Source organism: Paenibacillus sp. PK4536 (assembly GCF_028594455.2).
Taxonomy (GTDB): Bacteria; Bacillota; Bacilli; order Paenibacillales; family Paenibacillaceae; genus Saccharibacillus; species Saccharibacillus nuruki.
Genome location: NZ_CP126313.1, coordinates 4,945,608 through 4,962,252 on the forward strand (window position 1 = coordinate 4,945,608; position 16,645 = coordinate 4,962,252).

Annotated in this window: 12 protein-coding genes; all 12 read right to left on the reverse strand. The window is 40.5% G+C overall.

All coding sequences use genetic code 11. From position 1 onward, the window contains the following. Nucleotides 1–124: 124 nt before the first annotated feature. Nucleotides 125–1,708, reverse strand: a complete 1,584-nt coding sequence (gene gntK, locus PO903_RS21880) for a gluconokinase (RefSeq protein WP_069329233.1) — start codon at nucleotides 1,706–1,708, stop codon at nucleotides 125–127. Nucleotides 1,709–1,753: 45 nt separating this feature from the next. Further along, a complete protein-coding gene (locus PO903_RS21885) occupies nucleotides 1,754–3,130 on the reverse strand; it encodes a GntP family permease (RefSeq protein WP_069329232.1) in 1,377 nt (458 codons plus the stop codon). A gap of 248 nt (nucleotides 3,131–3,378) precedes the next feature. Next, complete coding sequence (locus PO903_RS21890; protein ID WP_137223344.1) at nucleotides 3,379–4,338, reverse strand: Ppx/GppA phosphatase family protein; 960 nt, start codon at nucleotides 4,336–4,338, stop codon at nucleotides 3,379–3,381. A gap of 258 nt (nucleotides 4,339–4,596) precedes the next feature. Next, nucleotides 4,597–7,491, reverse strand: coding sequence for a type I pullulanase (gene pulA, locus PO903_RS21895; protein WP_273594563.1), 2,895 nt, complete (start codon nucleotides 7,489–7,491; stop codon nucleotides 4,597–4,599). 468 nt (nucleotides 7,492–7,959) lie between these two features. Then, on the reverse strand, nucleotides 7,960–8,706 hold the full coding sequence (map, locus tag PO903_RS21900) for a type I methionyl aminopeptidase (RefSeq protein ID WP_069329229.1): 747 nt from the start codon (nucleotides 8,704–8,706) through the stop codon (nucleotides 7,960–7,962). A 238-nt stretch (nucleotides 8,707–8,944) separates the two neighbouring features. Beyond that, on the reverse strand, nucleotides 8,945–9,463 hold the full coding sequence (locus tag PO903_RS21905) for a GNAT family N-acetyltransferase (RefSeq protein ID WP_069329228.1): 519 nt from the start codon (nucleotides 9,461–9,463) through the stop codon (nucleotides 8,945–8,947). Between the two features lie 59 nt (nucleotides 9,464–9,522). Continuing rightward, nucleotides 9,523–10,095: a DUF2569 family protein gene (locus tag PO903_RS21910; RefSeq protein WP_273594564.1), complete on the reverse strand. Its 573-nt coding sequence runs from the start codon at nucleotides 10,093–10,095 to the stop codon at nucleotides 9,523–9,525. A 132-nt stretch (nucleotides 10,096–10,227) separates the two neighbouring features. Beyond that, nucleotides 10,228–11,079: an SDR family oxidoreductase gene (locus tag PO903_RS21915; RefSeq protein ID WP_273594565.1), complete on the reverse strand. Its 852-nt coding sequence runs from the start codon at nucleotides 11,077–11,079 to the stop codon at nucleotides 10,228–10,230. Nucleotides 11,080–11,324: 245 nt separating this feature from the next. After that, nucleotides 11,325–12,824 carry an extracellular solute-binding protein gene (locus tag PO903_RS21920; protein ID WP_273594566.1) on the reverse strand — a complete coding sequence of 500 codons (1,500 nt, stop codon included), beginning with the start codon at nucleotides 12,822–12,824 and terminating at the stop codon, nucleotides 11,325–11,327. A gap of 45 nt (nucleotides 12,825–12,869) precedes the next feature. Continuing rightward, entirely contained in the window at nucleotides 12,870–14,363 is a 1,494-nt protein-coding gene (locus PO903_RS21925) for an extracellular solute-binding protein (protein WP_273594567.1), read from the reverse strand. A gap of 476 nt (nucleotides 14,364–14,839) precedes the next feature. Then, nucleotides 14,840–15,712, reverse strand: a complete 873-nt coding sequence (locus PO903_RS21930) for a carbohydrate ABC transporter permease (RefSeq protein ID WP_069329223.1) — start codon at nucleotides 15,710–15,712, stop codon at nucleotides 14,840–14,842. 30 nt (nucleotides 15,713–15,742) lie between these two features. After that, complete coding sequence (locus PO903_RS21935; RefSeq protein WP_241669368.1) at nucleotides 15,743–16,642, reverse strand: ABC transporter permease; 900 nt, start codon at nucleotides 16,640–16,642, stop codon at nucleotides 15,743–15,745. Nucleotides 16,643–16,645 lie beyond the last annotated feature (3 nt).

Below are 16,645 nucleotides of genomic sequence, written 5' to 3' on the forward strand. Positions count from 1 at the left end.
AAATAATACGTTATAAACTAAAAAAAGATTACTGCGAATAGTAGCAGTAATCTTTTTTTAAATCAACCTTATATGATCTTCTAGATTAGTTATTTATTGTATGAAATTTCATTCAACATATTGATTAAAGATCATCACTATCTTTTTTATCAATAGGTGTATACTTATCTAGCATTTTCTGTTGGAAGTCTGCGATATCTTCATAATCTTCTTCAAATTTACGTGAAATTCGAATATAGATTGGCAATAGTTCGCGATAGATCGCCACATGTTCTTTGTAAGGCTTATGTTCATACGTGGTACCGATCATTTTGGATACTTCATCCAATGAATCGATCCGTTTGAGAGCATACAACCCGAGCACAGCTGCACCCAGACAAGAACTTTCGATACTTTCAGGAACCACAACCGTCTGGTCAAAAATATCAGCCATCATCTGACGCCATAGCTCCGAACGAGCAAACCCACCTGTTGCATGGATTTTCTTAGGTACACCAATTTGCTCTTCTACTGCTAACATCACGGTATACAGATTGAACAGTACGCCTTCTAAGGCTGCACGAATCATATGTTCTTTTTTGTGATGCAAAGCCAGTCCGAAGAATGAACCTCTTGCATCTGGGTTCCATAACGGTGCACGCTCACCCGATAGGTAAGGATGGAACAATAATCCATCTGCGCCTGGATGTACTTTTTCAGCAATACGAGTCAGTACATCATACGCACTCAGTCCAAGACGCTTCGCTGTTTCTACTTCTGAAGCAGCGAATTCATCACGAATCCAGCGGAAAATAATACCACCGTTATTCACTGGTCCGCCTACTACCCACTTATCTTCAGTCAACGCGTAACAGAAAAAGCGACCTTTTGGATCGGTGACTGGCTTATCGGTGACTGTACGAATCGCTCCACTGGTTCCGATAGTTACAGCGACTACGCCCGGTTCAATAGCATTCACACCTAGATTCGATAGCACTCCATCACTGGCTCCAAGTACAAATGGCGTACTTTCAATCAGACCCATTTCTGTCGCATATGTCGCATGTAGACCGTGCATAATATGTGTAGTCGGTACTAACTTGGATAGATGATCACGTGTAATGCCTGCTGTTTCTAGAGCTTCTTGATCCCAATCTAATTCTTTCAAGTTCATCAGTCCAGTAGCAGAAGCCATCGAATGATCGGCAACATACTCACCGAACAATTTCAGGAAAATATATTCTTTGATCGAAATGTATTTGTGCGCTGCATTCGCAATCTCTTTCTGATCATGGGTAATCCACATTATTTTGGTTAATGGAGACATTGGATGAATCGGTGTTCCTGTACGCATATAAATCTCATGCCCTTTTTTCTCTTTTTGCAATTGACGAGAATAGGCTGCACTACGATTGTCTGCCCAAGTCATACACTGCGTAAGCGGCTTGCCTTCTTTATCCACAACCAACATACTATGCATCGCTGAACTGAAAGACACAAATAAAACATCCTCCGGTGCAACACTGCTCTTGTCCATCGTTTGTCTTACGGAATCAACCACTGCACGGAACAATTGATCTGGATCTTGTTCAGCAATCGAAGGTACAGGCGTATGCAAAGGATATTCTGCTCCACCTTGTGCTACAATTTTGCCGTTTTCTTCGAACAATACAGCTTTGGTACTTGTTGTTCCAATATCTACACCGATCATATATTTCGCCGTGCTCATGATTTAACCTACTTTCGCTCTAATTTCCTGCACTTCTTTTCTTATTTAGACTACTACATTCAGTAGCAAAATTAAACCAAACGCCACAAGAGACAATAAAGTCTCCATAACTGTCCAAGACTTCAACGTCTGTGGAACGGTCATATTAAAGAATTCTTTGACCATCCAGAACCCTGCATCATTCACATGAGAAAGAATCAATGAACCTGCACCTGTCGCCAGTACGACCAATTCAATATTGGCTCCCGGCGTTAATGCTAGTACCGGTGCAACAATCCCTGCGGCAGTAGTCATTGCAACTGTAGCCGATCCTGTAGATACACGAATCAGAGCAGCCACCAGATAAGCAAATACAATCACATTGACATGAGCAGAAGTAGCTACTGCGGCGATTGCATCACCTACACCACTGTCGATCAATACTTGTTTGAATGCTCCACCACCACCGATAATCAAAATAATCGAAGCGGTTGGTGCAAGACAATCCCCTGCAAATTTGGATACTTGTTCTTTGGTAAATCCTTGTCCGAATCCCAATGTGAAAAAGGCAAACACAGTTGCAATAAACATAGCTACGATTTCATTACCAACAAAGCGTAAAAATACACTAATTCCGTGCGTACTTTGCGGATCTGCAATCTCAGCAATAGAACCTGCTAGCATCAGAATTACAGGCATAAGAATCGTCAACATTGTAATCCCAAAACCTGGCAATGGCTTGTCTGGACGATCTAATTTGTTATTGGTTGTAAATTGTTCAGATAACCCTTCAGGCGGATGCACAATAATGCGTTTGCCAATATAAGCTCCGAATAAAGGCCCTGCTACTATCGCTGTCGGTATACCTACAATCAGCGCATAGATGATCGTTTTACCAATACTTGCACCAAAAGCATCAATCGCTATCATAGGTGCAGGATGCGGTGGCAACAGTCCGTGAACGGTGGATAAACCTGCCAGCATCGGAATTCCTACACGTAATAATGAAATATTCGTTTTGCGAATAACAGTAAATAAAATAGGAATCAACAAAATAATGCCGACTTCAAAAAATACCGGCATCCCTACAATAATCCCTACGATTAGCATCGCCCAGGGAATATTCTTCTCCCCGAATCGATTAACCATCGTGGTGGCAATCTGCTCTGCACCGCCCGATTCAGCCATCATCTTCCCGAGCATTGTACCCAGACCGATAACAATAGCGATCGAACCCAGTGTACCACCTAGACCACTTTGTACGGATTTGACCACATCGAGTGGTGCCATACCGATAACTAATCCCAAAAACAATGATGCCATGAGCAGAACGACAAATGGATTCCATTTGTACTTCGCAATCATGACAATCAAAATAACAATAGCAACAAGAGCCCATACCAATAGTGTGGTTTCATGGCTCAAACCAAAAATGGAATACATTCATTTTCCTCCTTTTTCTGCTTATGTACATCTTTTCCCAAATAAACCCCTTCTATTATTACCCCAAATTAAAGATTTTTCAAACGATAATGTCATTTTAATTATTTCATGCTCATTTGTGACCGTTTACATTTTTTGAGAATTTTCCGGATTGTTATATGCGCAACAATTTGCTTGTAACAACAACTACATAACAAAAAAGCTGTTAACGTCACATCCTAAGATGCGCATTAACAGCTTTTTGATATTTATGAAGTGGGACGTGAAGAAGCTGACTCTGCGGTGAAAAAGTGATGTGAAAAACCATCACTCAGACCACGCCAACTGGCTAACAATGCTGAACATTTCATATGTTTTAACAATGTGCGTAAGATAAGCGTACCTGCAACAATAATATCGGCACGATCTTTTCCTAGATCAAATCGATTCACCCGTTCTTCTAAACTTAGCGTTGCTAACGCTTCAGCATAAAAGAAAATAGTATCGGGATCGATACGGTAAGGATCACTAGCGGGCTTCGATTGGCGCTTACGTTCTCGCTCCATTCTTGCTAGAGCACGAATACCCCCACCTAGACCAATCAAAGGCAAATCAGGATGCATCGCTGTCCACGGATATTCTGCTAATTGTTGCTGAATATTCTGTTCCAACTGTGCTGTCGATTGCTCGCTCCAATGATCGGTACCACCATTTTGCATCGTCATATTGACTGCCCCGCAAGGCAATGATGTACTTTGAATTAATTGGTTATTTTTAAAATAAGATATTTCGGTACTGCCACCACCAATATCAACAATAAAGCCTTCTGTGACATGAGCTGGCATAGAGCGCATTACCCCTAGAAATCCAAAATACGCTTCTTCTTCACCGGATAAGATCTGCACTTTGATATCGGTATTACTTTCCCAACACTTCATAATCTCTTCCGTATTGGCTGATTGTCTAACTGCTGCTGTAGCTACAGCACGAATCTGATGGGTATGATTCGTTGCGCAAATATGCTTAAACTTCTGGAGGATAGGAATAACCGTTCGGATATCTTCCTCAATCATGTTGCCATTCTCATCCCTGCGCACACCTAGCCGAACAGTTTCTTTCGCTTTGTGTATCATACGACAGGTTCCATCTGCACCTGCTTCATAAATAATCAGACGGATTGAGTTTGAACCAATATCAATGACTCCGAGTCGGTTCCGGTTTTCGCTCATCGTATACTTGCTGTGAACGCGTCCGCTATTCCATAAATCGCCATCAACGAGTTCCTCCTTCTATCTATTTTAGGTGTTCGTTATTCCTTATCCTTTACTTCCATCGCCATATTTTTCGCTATGCCAAACGTTTGTTGGTTATGATTTTATCAGGAACGGTCTCTCATTTCCATAATTACTCGTTATAAACCTAATTTATTATCAAAAATAACAAAAATAGCTACTCTTTATTTCTAAAGAAGTAGCTATTTTGAATGATTACATCACAGGTTCTACTTCAAATTGTGGATCGCCACTTTTGATTAATACTTTAATCGCATCTTGATGAGTATTAACGAAAATATAGCGATCTGTATCTACATCTTTGGCTTGCCAGTCTTTGAGACGGATAATAAATCCAACACTGGTTTCTTCAGGAGCAACCACAATTTTTGCAACGGCTCTACCGTCTTCAATCCGTTCAAAATCGACTTGTCTGTGACCTAAGATTGGTCCCCATACCCATAGATTCCAACCTTTATAATCTTGATTAGGACGCTCATATTCCACTTCAATACTACGAGGAACATAAGGCAGTACTTCTACTAACCATTGGGCTGTTGCTTTACCACAAGAAGCGGTAATTTTGGCTGTACCCGGGCGAATCCCACGTACCAATCCATCTTTATTCACACGGATAATCCGTTTGTCGCTTGAATCCCATTGCACTTTTGGACGAGCAATGGGGCGACTGTATTGATCCAGAACTTCAGCTTTCAACGGAATACGTTTTCCGCCATAGACTTGATGTTCCCCTTGCAAATGAATCATATGCGGTACTAGCGTTTCTACATGTAATAACAGTGTACTTTTCACGCTACCACAAGAAGCACAGATTGTACTATCTCCTTCGTTTAAAGCAATAATTTGTCCATTTTCACGAACAATAACGTTTTGCTCATTCGAAGAGTGGAACTGTACAGGTTCTGCTTCAAAAATACGACCCCGTTGATCTCGTGGAGTGACTTTAATCTGTAACTTTTCGCCGGGTTCCATAATACTTGGAGTATAATCCCATTCTAGACTAGCTGCTACAGGGATATATTGATCTTCTTCATCGTACAGCACCATCATTGATAATGGTGGAACGATCACTTCTTGACCAACCACACTGGCTAATGGATGTATACCTGCTTGATTCTCGTTAACAACCACTTGCCATGGGCTTGCTGATAATGGCAAAGCCACATTCTGATCATGAGTGCTCGCATTATAGATTACAACGATTCGATTCCATTTATCACCATGAGCATATTCACCAAGTTGGAAAGCAACAATCTGCTTGTCACTACGCAATACTTTTAGATGTTTTTCAACATCTTCTCGTTGATCCATACGGAATGCGGGATGAGAACGTCTTAATTGAATCAGACCTTGATAATAATCAAATACAGGACGGAAATGATGTTTATTTTCCCATCGTAATCCATTGATCACATCCGGGCTACGATAACTGTTATGATCGCCAAATTTGGTACGTAACATTTCATCACCAGCATGGATAAATGGAATGCCTTGACTGGTTAACACAATCCCGTTTGCCAAGATTGAACGACGAACCCAATCATTAGACAACACATATTCAGGATCAATGTATTTATAAGGTTCTGCGGCTTCTACCGCTTGTTCTACGCTACGTCCATCTGCTAACTGTCCATTATCCATGTGTAAGAAAGAAAGAGCATCATCTTGTCCGTAGGTACGTACAAGCTTATCCCACAGATTTAAGTTATCATGAGCAGTTACATAATTGACCGTTTCACTAGGATGATCTGTAAAATCACCAATTGCGCCATAGATTCCTTTGACAACATCGCCTTCAACATCAAATGCTCCTGTTGCAAAGCCCTGTGTATCCCCATCGCTATCGCCTTTAATCGCTTCACGGAAATTATCGTTAAATACAGCAAATCCTTTACCACGTTGTGCGCCTTTCAGCGTCTGTTGTGGAAGAAGAGACCATCCACCTGTCCATGGCTCACCATAGATCAATATACAAGGATCGACATCACGACGTAATTCTTGAGTCAATTGAGTCACGGTATCGGTATCAATTAAGCCCATCAAGTCAAATCGGAATCCATCCAAATGATATTCATTAGCCCAGTAGCGCAAAGAATCTTTGATATATTTGCGTACCATTGGACGTTCTGTTGCAATCTCGTTACCTACACCAGAACCGTTAGTCAATTGACCTTTTTCATCTGTACGGTAAAAGTAGCCCGGAACCAAACGATCAAAAGGTCCATCATCTACAGAATACGTATGGTTATACACGACATCCATGACTACACGTAGACCTTCTGCATGTAAAGCTTGTACCAAACGTTTAAATTCACGAATACGTGAAGTCGGATCCGCAGGATCAGTCGCATATGCGCCTTCAGGTACATTGTAATGCTGAGGATCGTATCCCCAGTTGTATTTCATCTGAGTAGAATCAGGATCATTTACTTTTAATTCATTGACGGTATGGAAATCAGCAATCGGTAATAAATGAACATGGGTTATACCTAGTTCTTTAAGATGATCGATACCGATCTGATTGCCATGCTCGTCTTGTAGACCTTTTTCAGTAAAAGCTAGATATTGACCTTTATATTTCATTTGCGAAGATTCATCAATGGAGAAGTCACGCACATGCAGTTCGTAGATCACAGCATCAGTCACACTGGACATACGTGGCTTTACATCATTTTCCCAACCTTCTGGATTGGTCGTCTGAAGATCAATAATAGCTGTCCGTTGTCCATTCGGAGAAACAGCCCGAGCATAAGGATCTACTGCATATTGGACAGAACCGTCAGCAAATGTAGCACGGTACATATAATACTGACCTGCAAGATCACCGTGTTGCTCACATTGCCATACGCCGCCTTCTTCGGATTTCATTGGATACGCTTTACCATACGTATGATCATGCACTAGACCTTCGTCATCGTACACACCCATATCTTGATATAACATAAGATCCATCTGGACAGCATCTGGTGCCCAAAGTTTGAATATACTGTACTGAGGCGTATATTGTAGTCCAAGATCATCTATATCGTAAAAGTAGTCAGCAGCTACATCTAAATTTCGTATTAAGGAATGATTCATTTTATCTAACATTATATTCACCACCATATTTTAGGTTAACTATGAGCACGAATGTTCATATTCATTTCCATACCGTCAAGGGTTACTAACAAGTCTAGTATTTATTTACAATTGCTTATAATAATAGTATCGGATATTTTGTCGAATTCTTGAAGGTTTAATGGAACTTTAGTCCTATTTGATGGAGGTTTTTGTAATATTCAAGAGTGCAATCGTTAGCACAAATAGTTAATGAATATCATACCGACTATTATTATTTATCCGATAGCGATTGTATCTTTGGGAAAGCGAAGGTTGATTTGGATATAATATTGCCTATTATTTACCTCAAATGCTTGCTTTTGAATAAAAATCATAACCATATATCAAAATTAAATTATTAATTAGGATTAATGATCAGGTAACAGCTGTTGATGATTCACTTGCTAAGCACTGCTACCTGATCCTTATTCAAAAGAAACTCAGACGAATCTAAAACGATTACTGAGCAGTCAAAATAATCGGTCCATCCGCTGTGATCGCTATTGTGTGTTCATACTGAGCAGACCATCCACCATCTGCGGTACGTGCTGTCCAACCATCTGCATCAATCGTCATCCGGTATGTACTTTCATTAATCATCGGTTCGATCGTAAAGACCATACCTTCTTTAAGACGTGTGCCTTTTCCGGGCTTACCTGTATGCGTAAAGTTTGGTTCCTCGTGAAGTTCACGCCCTATTCCGTGCCCTAACAGATCACGTACCACATGGAAGCCATTGCTCTCTGCATGATGTTGAAGAGGTGCCATTGCATCTCCTAGACGATTGCCTACGATAGCATGTTCTATCCCGATATACAGACATTCTTTAGTGACTCGCATTAATTTTTCAGCTTCTGGTGAGATGTTACCTACGGCATAACACCATGCGGAATCACCAAGCCAACCATCATATTCAGCAACGATATCGATTTTGGCAATATCGCCTTCTTTTAAAGGAGTACGACTCGGAAATCCATGAGCAATAACGTCATTTACAGATGCACAGGTCTCATATTCAAAACCATTATATCCATTGGTAAACTGCTTACCACCTAGTTTGGTGATATGTTTTTTGACAAATTCATTAATTTCCATCGTGGTAATGCCGGGTTGAATAAGCTTGGCAAGCTCACGATGACAATCAGCTACGATCTGACTAGCTGTTCTCATTGCTTCTATTTCTTGAGGCGATTTTAATATAATCATTGATCGGCTTCCTTTCACAATCTATTTCCTGTTGGCATATGTTGGAATAGCCATTTCTCTATAGTTATGGTTCCTCATACATATTAACGTCAACTTTATCTTTGAGCAACCTACCGATCTTGTCAGATGCATACTCTATCCCAGTGTAATCGACGCCATAATGAAAAAACACCTGATAATCTTTAGACGGATTATCAGGTGTGAGGTTGCAAGTATGAAGTTAAATATGTAGCTTATTTTACTTGGATTCTATGCGTTTGCCCACAATCGCTAAATGACGTTCTACATCATCCAAAATAGCTACACGTGGCAAATGTCCCCAATCTTCAAATCCAAATTTACGCAATAATTTTAGACTTGGATCATTATGAGCAAAAACAAATCCAAGCAATGTATGGATATGCAATGATGGGGCTTGCTCAATCGCATAAGATACTAATTTGCTCCCTATCCCTTTGCCTTGATAATCATTATGCACATATACACTTAGCTCCACTGTTCCATTATAAGCAGGTCGTCCATAAAAGGTCTGTAAACTTGCCCAGCCTGCAATCTGACCTTCTTGCCACAAGACCCACAGGGGACGACGATCTGGAACATGCTCATCGAACCATGCTTGACGGCTTTCTACAGTCACAGGTTCTGTGTCTGCGGTAGCTAGCCTTGCAGGGATCGAAGCATTATAGATATCGACAATAGCAGGTAAATCTTCTTGTCTGGCTATTTCTATAGTGTACGGTAAATGTGGATCACTCATAAAGTCTGCCTCCTTGTAAAAACGCAAAAATTAAGATTAGATGTATTAATTAAAGAAGATTAACGCACAAATGTGTTTTTAACACGTACAGAACGCATAAAATAGAAAATCCAAGCTACAGCAAGAGCGACTCCCAAAATCGTACTAAATGTAGTAAATACCCCTACATCAGGTATGATAAGCATAGTAACGACTGTACCTGCTAACTCAAAAATGAAATAAGCAATCATCAAACGTGGCAAGAATTTTTTACGTTGGTAAAAGAAAATTAAATTAACAAGCATCCAGACCAAAGAAATCGAAGCAAGTATAATTCCTATGATCATCACCAATGTAAAACGTTCACCATAAATCGCAAACAACTGATTAGTCATTCCGGGCATTGCTGATTCAAACTCTTCTGGATTATTGTGCATCCACATTAAAAATATGTAACTAGGAATCGTGAAAAAGAAAGCGATAAGTACATAATACATATACACCTGAAAACAAGCTAACCAGCCACCTAACCCTTGTAAAGGCGGTTGCATATAAGGTGGATAGGGTGGCATTCCTCCCTGTTGCTCTTGAGGCGAAGCTTGATACGGATTCTGCTGAACTCCATTCGGATTTGGTGGATATTCATTACTCATTCTATATCATCATCCTTTCTATGTTTATTCTGATCCTACTGGATACCAGATGCTTCTATTGTAACAGTAGATCCATCATGATGTAAGATAGATTGCACAACAAATGACATCATTTTAAAATGATCATTCTTATTAATCTTGCCAGCCTATCTGCTCTTTACTCCATTCCCAAAAACGAAGCGCTTCTGCTTCATCAAGGGCTTTGGACTTCAGCTTATGATTCTGTTTACGATAATAATAAGCACCCGAATGTTGAGCGACAGTCTCATCATCCACTAGAAAAATAGCAGTCTCGGCACCTTGCTCTGGCGTCTGGAAAAAAGGAAGATGCGCTACTCCTGCCAAAATACGCTTGCCGAATCCAGTATCTCGATCGACTCCAATATTCGTAGCCACTGCACCAGGATGCAGGCAATTGATCGTTACATTTGTGCCTTTTAACTTGTCAGCCATAACACGTGTAAAAAAGATATTCGCAAGCTTGGATTGAGCATACGATTTGATAACAGTATATCCATGATGTAAATGTGGATCATCCCAATGAATTTTACCGATTTTGTAAGCGCCTGAACTAACCACAACAATTCGTCCTTGCGGAGAAGCTTGAAGTGCATCCAACAGTAAATGAGTCAGCAAAAAGTGCCCTAGATGATTCACACCAATACTCATTTCAAATCCATCTTCAGTCTCCTGACGCTTTAAATTCACCACCCCTGCATTGTTAAGCAGTACATCCAAACGATCATATTTTTGGTTGAATTCTTCGGCAAACTCTCGAATATGTTTAAGAGAACCTAGATCACATTTCATAAGACTAATTCGATCAGAACCACTCTGTTCACGTGCTTCTTGTAATGCTTGTTGTCCGCGTTCTTCGTTACGACAGCCCATAATCACTTCATAACCACGCTTCGCTAATTCGATAGTAGAAGCAAGTCCCATACCGGAATTGGCGCCTGTAATCAATACACGTTTTGTACTCATGATGTTCCTCCTGTAAGTCATTCTTTTCTTGTTAATAAACCAGTCCATCTATTTCTACGCATGTATTGATCGGTAAAAGCGTCGAAGCATGGAGATGACATATCAAAAAAACTGTAATCACCCCTCATTGCCTACTCTGTAGTATCAGAATAGAACAAGAAGTAATTACAGTTTTTTGGTATCTATCCTATTGCATAGTTTCGATAAATATTTCGTTATCGCTAACTATTCATTAATTTAATCATTTACTTGTTCAACTTGGCATATGCTTCTTCATACTCTTTGATCAGTTGATCTCCACCTGCTGTACGCCAACTTGTAATCGCTTGTTGCCAGCCAGCATCATCTAATTCACCCATAATGTACTTGGTCTGTGCATCACTGATCATCTGATCTAATTCTTGCCCACGTTCGGTATAGATATCAGATACCAGATTATACGCCGGGTTGGAGACTGCATATTTGCGATCATCTTTCGATAATTTCACACCTTTAGTTCCCAGTTCAGTGTCGATTAATTCAGGCACATTATACCCTTCGATATTCAGTAAATTATCACGGTATGGCTTCACATCCCGTTGGTATCCGTCAAAATCGATAAATTCGGTTTTACCATCTGCTGTTTTTTTATAATGTTTATTTTCGATTCCACGTAATTGTAATGTACTTGTCGGTTCGTCCATTAATTTATCGAGTGTACTTAACAGATCTTTCAATTGAGCTTCATCTTGTACAGTCGCTTTGGGGAAAGCCAGAAATCCAAAGTTACCAGGTTCACCGGCTATCCGAATACCTTCGGGTCCTACGAATGGAGAAATATCCACTACGCCATCCGGTACAGCAGCTGTCAGCAACTGTTGTGTACTTTTGCCGTTAGTAGCTACGCCATTCAATTTCATCCCGATTCTACCGGATGCCATCATTTTATCAGCTTCTGTTGAATCCAGTGATGGGAAATCGGCATTGATTAATTTTTCTGCATATAGACGATGCATCATTTGTAATACCTCGGTATATTGCGGTGTGATAAATTCAGGCGTAAATTTACCACTGTTATCTACTCCCCAGCGATTGACTCCACCTAGACTGACTGCAATACGGGTCAATGGAGCTTGGGAACCTTCGGTATATGTTTTGAATAATGGAAAAGCATACGTATCGTTTTTACCATTGCCATCAGGATCTTGAGTGGCTATCGCTTTGGCGGCATTGTACCAATCATCTACACTTTTCGGGACACCTAATTTCAATGTATCAAACCAGTCTTTTCGATACACGATTGCAGCCCGTCCGATATCGCGGAAATTAGGGATTCCATACAATTTGCCATCTACTGTGATGTTGCTATAATACTCAGGATCTTGAGCGCTTAGATTCGGATAATCTTTAAGATACGGCCCTATCTCCCAAAATTGGTCTGAACGAATCGCACCCACTGTTGTCGGAATATAATTCAATCTCATAATATGAGGTAAATTGCCTGAAGCGATCATCACGTTGACTTTATCGTTAAAAGCAGAGCTTGGAATCCATTGAATATCCAAATCTTTGCCGATATGTTTTTCCAATCCTGTCTCGATATCATTTCCAGTTTTGGGAATATCACCAACTTGCATAAGCGAAATACGTACTGTTGAAGAGTCTGCTGTGGCAGCGCCTTGATCGCTATTGCCACAACCTGTTAATCCGAAAGCCAAGATTGCTGTCAGTGTCCAGCATGCACTTTGTTTGACCACAAATTTCATTTTGGTATCCTCCTGAATATAGTGGGATAAAAATCATGATTGGCTTTACTTTTGTTGTTGCTGTTCTGTGTAAGAGCTTGCGTATTCTTGCATCACTTTATCGCCACCTGATGTTTTCCATAGTTCCACTTGTTGTTGCCACCCGTTCTCGTCGATTTTGCCCATAATATATTTGGTCTGTGCATCATTGATCAGTTGATCTAGATCACCACCACGTTCTTCATACGTCGGTGAATATAATGTCAATGCTGGATTAGGAACAGCATACTGCGTAATTTCTTTTGCCATCGCTACTCCTTTTTCACCAATCTTGGTATCTTTTTGCGCGGGTACGTTATAGCCTTCTACCAATGGCAGATTATCACGATAAGGCTTCACTTCACGCTGAAAAGCAGCAAAGTCTGTCATTTCCACACGTCCATCGTCTAACTTTTTATAATGCTTGCCATCGACTCCACGTAATAACAATGTAGACATTTCAGGGTCCATTAATTTATCCAAAAAAGAAAGCAGTGCTTTGAGGTCTTCTTCTGTAGGTACAGACACTTTAGGGAATACAAGAATGCCTGCATTACCCGACTGTGCAGGTACACGATAACCGTCTGGCCCTTCTAACTTGGCAAGATCAATCTCTGCATCAGGTACATTTTCTTGTAATCGTTCAAGCTGACTTTTAGCCGTTTGTGCTACAGCGATCTTCATACCGGTTAGACCGGAATCGAATTTCTTGTCTGCTTCAGTTGAATCAAATACAGCAAAATCTTGATTGATCAATTGCTCATCATACAGACGCTTCAGTAGATCCATTACACCTTTATATTCTGTTGTCATAAATTCTGGCGTAAATGAACCATCTTCTTCGACTTTCCACTTATTCGGTGCACCCAGACTAACAGCAAGACGCGTGGTAAATGAATATTCGCCTTCATTATATTTTTTGAACAACATCATGCCATACGTATCTTTTTTGCTATTATCATCTGGATCATCTAATGTTAACGCTTTCACGTTGTTGTACCAGTCTTCTGTGCTTTTCGGTACATCTAGCTTCAGCTTTTTGAACCAATCCGAGCGATAGATCAATGTCGCACGGGCAATATCGGAAAAGCGAGGTACCCCGTAAATTTTGCCATCTACTTTGACGTTATCGTAAAACACATCGGCTTGTGCAGCTAAGTTGGGATAGTCTTTGAGATAAGGGCCAACTTCCCAGAACACATCATTACGCATCGCATTGGTGACCGCAGGTGTGTAGTTTACTTTCAAAATATCAGGCATATCTCCCGAAGCGATCATGACATTGATTTTGTCATCATAGGCGGAGTTCGGTATCCACTGTACATCTATTTTTTTGCCGGTGTACTTTTCGATTTCTTGTTGCACTTGATTGCCTGCGGAAGGAATATCCCCGACTTGAGAAATCGCCATAGTGATTGTATCATCGACAGAAGCTCCTTGAGAACCTTTGCTTCCACATGCACTGAGTACGGTTGATGTGGCTAGGATGAGGCACATTAATGTTGCTGTTTGCTTTTTCATGTGTTGATAACTCCTTTCATTGATGGGGTGGGTGGGGTGAAGGGCTTCGGGGGAGATGGTTCTTGCCGTCGCTGGTAAGATCGGATATCTTGATTGACCGCTAAACGGTCGATATCCGAGTCTTAAAGGCGACTTTCAGAATCCATCTCCCCCTTCGCCCAGCACCATTGGGTGGGGGTAGCAGGAAAGATTTAGAGATTTAGAGATTTAGAGATTTAAGGATTTGGATATTGGTTTTGGATGTGAGTGAGATTGTTTGTTTTGAGCATTTGGAGTTCAGATATTATTGGAGTTAATCATTTTCTAGATAAAGTATTGATTGTAATGGTTTATACAAATAATAGTGAATCGAAATGGATTGAATGTGGTGTTTGATTATGGATGTGTTGGGATAGTTGTAACTTGGGATTTCTATTCACAAACTTATTTAAGTTATTTTTAAATACGCAATTAAGATGTATTGGATCATTAATATATTAGCCTTTGACTGAGCCTAGGAGTGCACCTTTGGCAAAGTGTTTTTGTAGGAATGGGTAGACCATTAATATTGGTAGTGTGGAGAAGACGATTACTGCCATTCGGATCGTGAGTGGTTGGATATCGGCTTCTTCGATACTGGTGTCTCCGATTCGACTTTGGGCGAGAATAACGATTTCGCGTAGCCACACTTGGACAGGCCATTTGTCGCTGTCGTTGATATATAGAATAGCGCTGAAGAAGCTATTCCAATGAGCTACAGAGTAGAACAGTGCAAAGGTTGCCATTGCTGGTAAAGATAGTGGTAAGACGATACGGAAAAGGATCGATACGTCGTTACATCCATCAATTTTGGCGGCATCTTCCAGTCCGTCCGGAATCTGTTGGAAAAAGTTTTTGAGTACAATTAAGTTGAAAGCGCTAATCGCTCCGGGAATCATCAGCGACCATAATGTATCTGTTAAATGTAGTGAATTGACTACAAAGTACGTAGGAATCATTCCGCCACTGAATAACATGGTGAACAGTACACCGAGCATGATGTATTTTCTGCCTCGCAAATAAGGACGAGATAACGGGTATGCCATCAATGTCGTCAGTAGCAAGTTAATCAGTGTACCGAGTACGGTAATATAGATTGATACCCATAGACTGTTCAGCAGTGTAGACGTTGAGAAGATATAGCGATAAGCGGCAAGAGAGAATTCTTTGGGAAAAAGAATAAATCCTCCTTTAGCAACTTCGGCTGGGCTGGTAAACGATACAGCAGTGATATAGATAAAAGGTAATACCGTTACAATCCCTAACAATAACAACAAGGTATGATTGGTATAATCAAATAACCGATTTCCTAATGTACGATCTTGTTTCATCATGTGGTCTCCTTTCGGACGATAGATACATTAATAAATGCCTTCTTCTCCGCATTTTTTGGCTAATTGATTAGCACCGACAACCAGTAGCAAGCCGATCACAGATTTGAATAGTCCCACAGCGGCACTGTAACTGTATTGGGCTTGAGTCATCCCTTTGACGTACACATAAGTATCGAACACTTCCCCTACATCACGGTTTGTAGAAGTCAGCATTAAGAAAATTTGTTCGAATCCGGTATCCAAAAACGTACCCAGACGCAAAATAAGTAAAATGATAATCGTACTGCGAATCGCTGGTAATGTGATATGCCATAACTGTCTCCAACGACTTGCTCCATCCATCCGGGCAGCTTCATATAACTGAGTATCTACACCGGACAAAGCCGCTAGAAAAATAATCGTTCCCCAACCGACTTCTTTCCATATCGATTGCGAAATAATCATCGTACGGAACCAACCGGGTTCTAATAAAAATGCTATTTTTTGTCCGGTAATCGCAAAGATCAATTCGTTTAAAATACCACCTTCTGTGGTAAAAATCATATAAAATACACCAACAACGACAACCCATGAGACAAAATGCGGTACATAGATTAACGTCTGGACGAACCGCTTAAATCGTTCCGTCACCACTTCATTAAGCATCAACGATACAATAATAGGTAAAGGAAAAAAGAAGATAATATTGTACAGTGCTAAGATCAGCGTATTGCGAAATAACATCCAAAATTGCGGTTCACTGAAAAAGCGTTCAAAATGCTTGAATCCTACCCAATTGCTTTCCCAGATTCCTCGGTAAGGAACATAATCTTGAAACGCCATCACAATTCCATACATCGGTACATATTTAAAGACGACAAAATAAATAATTCCCGGCAATAACATAATGTACAACCAACGATTTTTGTAAAATTCTTTCCATGACATGTT

Bases quoted from the DNA above. Each gene is read 5' to 3' on its own strand.
- gntK (WP_069329233.1), bottom strand. From the start codon at position 1,708: ATGAGCACGGCGAAATATATGATCGGTGTAGATATTGGAACAACAAGT.
- PO903_RS21885 (WP_069329232.1), bottom strand. From the start codon at position 3,130: ATGTATTCCATTTTTGGTTTGAGCCATGAAACCACACTATTGGTATGG.
- PO903_RS21890 (WP_137223344.1), bottom strand. From the start codon at position 4,338: ATGAGCGAAAACCGGAACCGACTCGGAGTCATTGATATTGGTTCAAAC.
- pulA (WP_273594563.1), bottom strand. From the start codon at position 7,491: ATGTTAGATAAAATGAATCATTCCTTAATACGAAATTTAGATGTAGCT.
- map (WP_069329229.1), bottom strand. From the start codon at position 8,706: ATGATTATATTAAAATCGCCTCAAGAAATAGAAGCAATGAGAACAGCT.
- PO903_RS21905 (WP_069329228.1), bottom strand. From the start codon at position 9,463: ATGAGTGATCCACATTTACCGTACACTATAGAAATAGCCAGACAAGAA.
- PO903_RS21910 (WP_273594564.1), bottom strand. From the start codon at position 10,095: ATGAGTAATGAATATCCACCAAATCCGAATGGAGTTCAGCAGAATCCG.
- PO903_RS21915 (WP_273594565.1), bottom strand. From the start codon at position 11,079: ATGAGTACAAAACGTGTATTGATTACAGGCGCCAATTCCGGTATGGGA.
- PO903_RS21920 (WP_273594566.1), bottom strand. From the start codon at position 12,824: ATGAAATTTGTGGTCAAACAAAGTGCATGCTGGACACTGACAGCAATC.
- PO903_RS21925 (WP_273594567.1), bottom strand. From the start codon at position 14,363: ATGAAAAAGCAAACAGCAACATTAATGTGCCTCATCCTAGCCACATCA.
- PO903_RS21930 (WP_069329223.1), bottom strand. From the start codon at position 15,712: ATGAAACAAGATCGTACATTAGGAAATCGGTTATTTGATTATACCAAT.
- PO903_RS21935 (WP_241669368.1), bottom strand. From the start codon at position 16,642: ATGTCATGGAAAGAATTTTACAAAAATCGTTGGTTGTACATTATGTTA.